Source organism: Micromonospora sp. NPDC049799, from assembly GCF_040656655.1.
In the GTDB taxonomy this organism is placed as follows: Bacteria; Actinomycetota; Actinomycetes; order Mycobacteriales; family Micromonosporaceae; genus Micromonospora.
Genome location: NZ_JBFAMU010000724.1, coordinates 1 through 1959, shown reverse-complemented (window position 1 = coordinate 1959; position 1959 = coordinate 1). Strand labels below are relative to the sequence as shown.

At 75.8% G+C, this 1959-nt stretch carries 3 protein-coding genes; 2 read left to right on the top strand and 1 reads right to left on the bottom strand.

What is annotated here, in order from left to right:
* Positions 1 to 298, bottom strand: a 298-nt coding sequence (locus AB0I76_RS28765; RefSeq protein ID WP_357041946.1) for a patatin-like phospholipase family protein, incomplete at its 3' end; no start/stop codon positions are given.
* Positions 299 to 373: 75 nt separating this feature from the next.
* Between AB0I76_RS28765 and AB0I76_RS28760 the strand changes: the two genes are divergently transcribed.
* Together AB0I76_RS28760 and AB0I76_RS28755 are read left to right on the top strand one after the other, a co-directional pair.
* Positions 374 to 1102: an SDR family oxidoreductase gene (locus AB0I76_RS28760; protein ID WP_357041943.1), complete on the top strand. Its 729-nt coding sequence runs from the start codon at positions 374 to 376 to the stop codon at positions 1100 to 1102.
* 2 nt (positions 1103 to 1104) lie between these two features.
* Complete coding sequence (locus tag AB0I76_RS28755; protein WP_357041940.1) at positions 1105 to 1869, top strand: class I SAM-dependent methyltransferase; 765 nt, start codon at positions 1105 to 1107, stop codon at positions 1867 to 1869.
* The last annotated feature ends 90 nt before the right edge of the window (positions 1870 to 1959 follow it).

Here is a 1959-nt window from a genome sequence, read left to right as displayed (position 1 = left end):
GCGCCCGTGCCCGTGCCCCGTCCCGGGTGAGCCCACCCGCCCAGAGCAGCCGCGCCAGCACCGGCCACCCCAACCGGGCCGCCACCTCACCGCCGGGGTCGCGTAGCTGCGCCGCGTACAGGTCCTCCACCGGCGTTCCGGAACACACCTGGGCGCCCACCACCGACCCCGCCGACGTGCCCACCACCACGTCGGCGCCCAGCAGATCCACACCCCGCTCCGCCAGCCCGGCCAGCAGCCCCAGCTCCCAGGCCACCCCGGTCACCCCGCCCCCACCGAGTACCAACGCCCGTGCCATGGACCACTCCCATCTCCCGCCCGACGTGCCGGCCACGGTAACGTCGCGGCCAGCGCGGGGGACAGGGGGAAGGCATTGGCACAGGTCACCGTCGTCACCGGCGGCAGTCGCGGCATCGGCGCGGCCACCGCCCGCCGCCTCGCGCGCGCCGGTCACCACGTCGCGATCGGCTACCGCCGCGACCACGACGCCGCCGAGTCCGTCCTGGCCGAGCTGCGCACCACCGGCGTACGCGCCGTCGCCGTCGCCACCGACACCCGCGATCCCGAGCAGGTCGTGCGCCTCTTCGACGCCGCCGCCGCCCTCGGGCAGATCACCGGTCTGGTCAACAACGCCGGCGTCACCAGCCCCATCGGCGCCTTCGTCGACCTCGACCCCGCCGACCTGCGCCACGTCGTCGACGTCAACCTCGTCGGCTACGTCCTCTGCGCCCAACAGGCCGCCCGCCGCATGACCACCGGCGCGGCCATCGTCAACGTCTCCTCCGCCGCGGCCACCCTCGGCAGCCCGGGGGAGTACATCCACTACGCCGCCGTCAAGGCCGCCACCGACACCCTCACCACCGGCCTCGCCAAGGAACTCGCGCCCCGCGGCATCCGCGTCAACGCCGTCGCCCCCGGCATCATCCGGACCGACATCCACGCCCTGTCCGGGCAACCCGACCGCCCCGACCGCTCCGCCGGCCGCATCCCGCTGGGCCGCGCCGGCGAACCCGACGAGGTCGCCGGCGCCATCGCCTGGCTGCTCGGTCCCGACGCGAGCTATACCACCGGAGCCGTCCTGCGCATCGCCGGAGGTCTGTAGACATGGGAGTCTTCGGCGAGGTCGCCGACCTGTACGACGACGTCCGTCCCGGCTACCCCGCCGACCTCGCCGGCGCCGTCCGGGACTACCACGGGGGCACACCGGCCGGCGTCGTGGAGATCGGCGCCGGCACCGGCAAGGGCACCGAGCTGCTGCTGCGCCTCGGTGCCCCGGTCACCTGCCTGGAGCCCGACCCCCGGATGGCCGCCGTGCTCACCGCCCGTCACCCCGGTGTCCGCGTCCTCGGCGTCGCCTTCGAGCAGTGGCGGCCACCGGACGGTGGCGTGCCCCTGCTCGCGGCCGCCCTCTCCTGGCACTGGCTCGACCCCGCCATCCGCAACCGGCACGCCCACGACGCGCTCACCCCCGGCGGCACCCTCGCCGTCCTCGGCCACACCTACGACTACGCCGACCCCGAGCACGGCCGGGCCCTCGACGCCGTCTTCCGCACCGCCGACCCCACCGCACCCCGCCGCGGGCCCGACTGGCTCCACGACGACATCGCCGGCAGCGGCCTGTTCACCGAGGTCACCACCACGACACGGCTCCGTGACGTCCCCTTCGCCACCGACCGCTACCTGGACCTGGTCCGCACCTTCGGCCCCTTCCGCCGCCGCGCACCCGACGAGCAGACCCGCGGCCTGACCGCGTTGCGCCGCACCGTCGACGGCTTCGGCGGCAGCGTGGTCGTCCGGCTGCACACCACCCTGGTCCTCGCGCGCCGCCCCGGCCGGCCAGGGGACGACACCGACCTCACCCGGACGTGAAGACCTCGTCCAGGCCGTCCTCACCCCACCGGTCCAGGTCCGGCGCACGCCGCAGCCCCGCCCGCACCGCCACCCGCGCCGACGCCACGT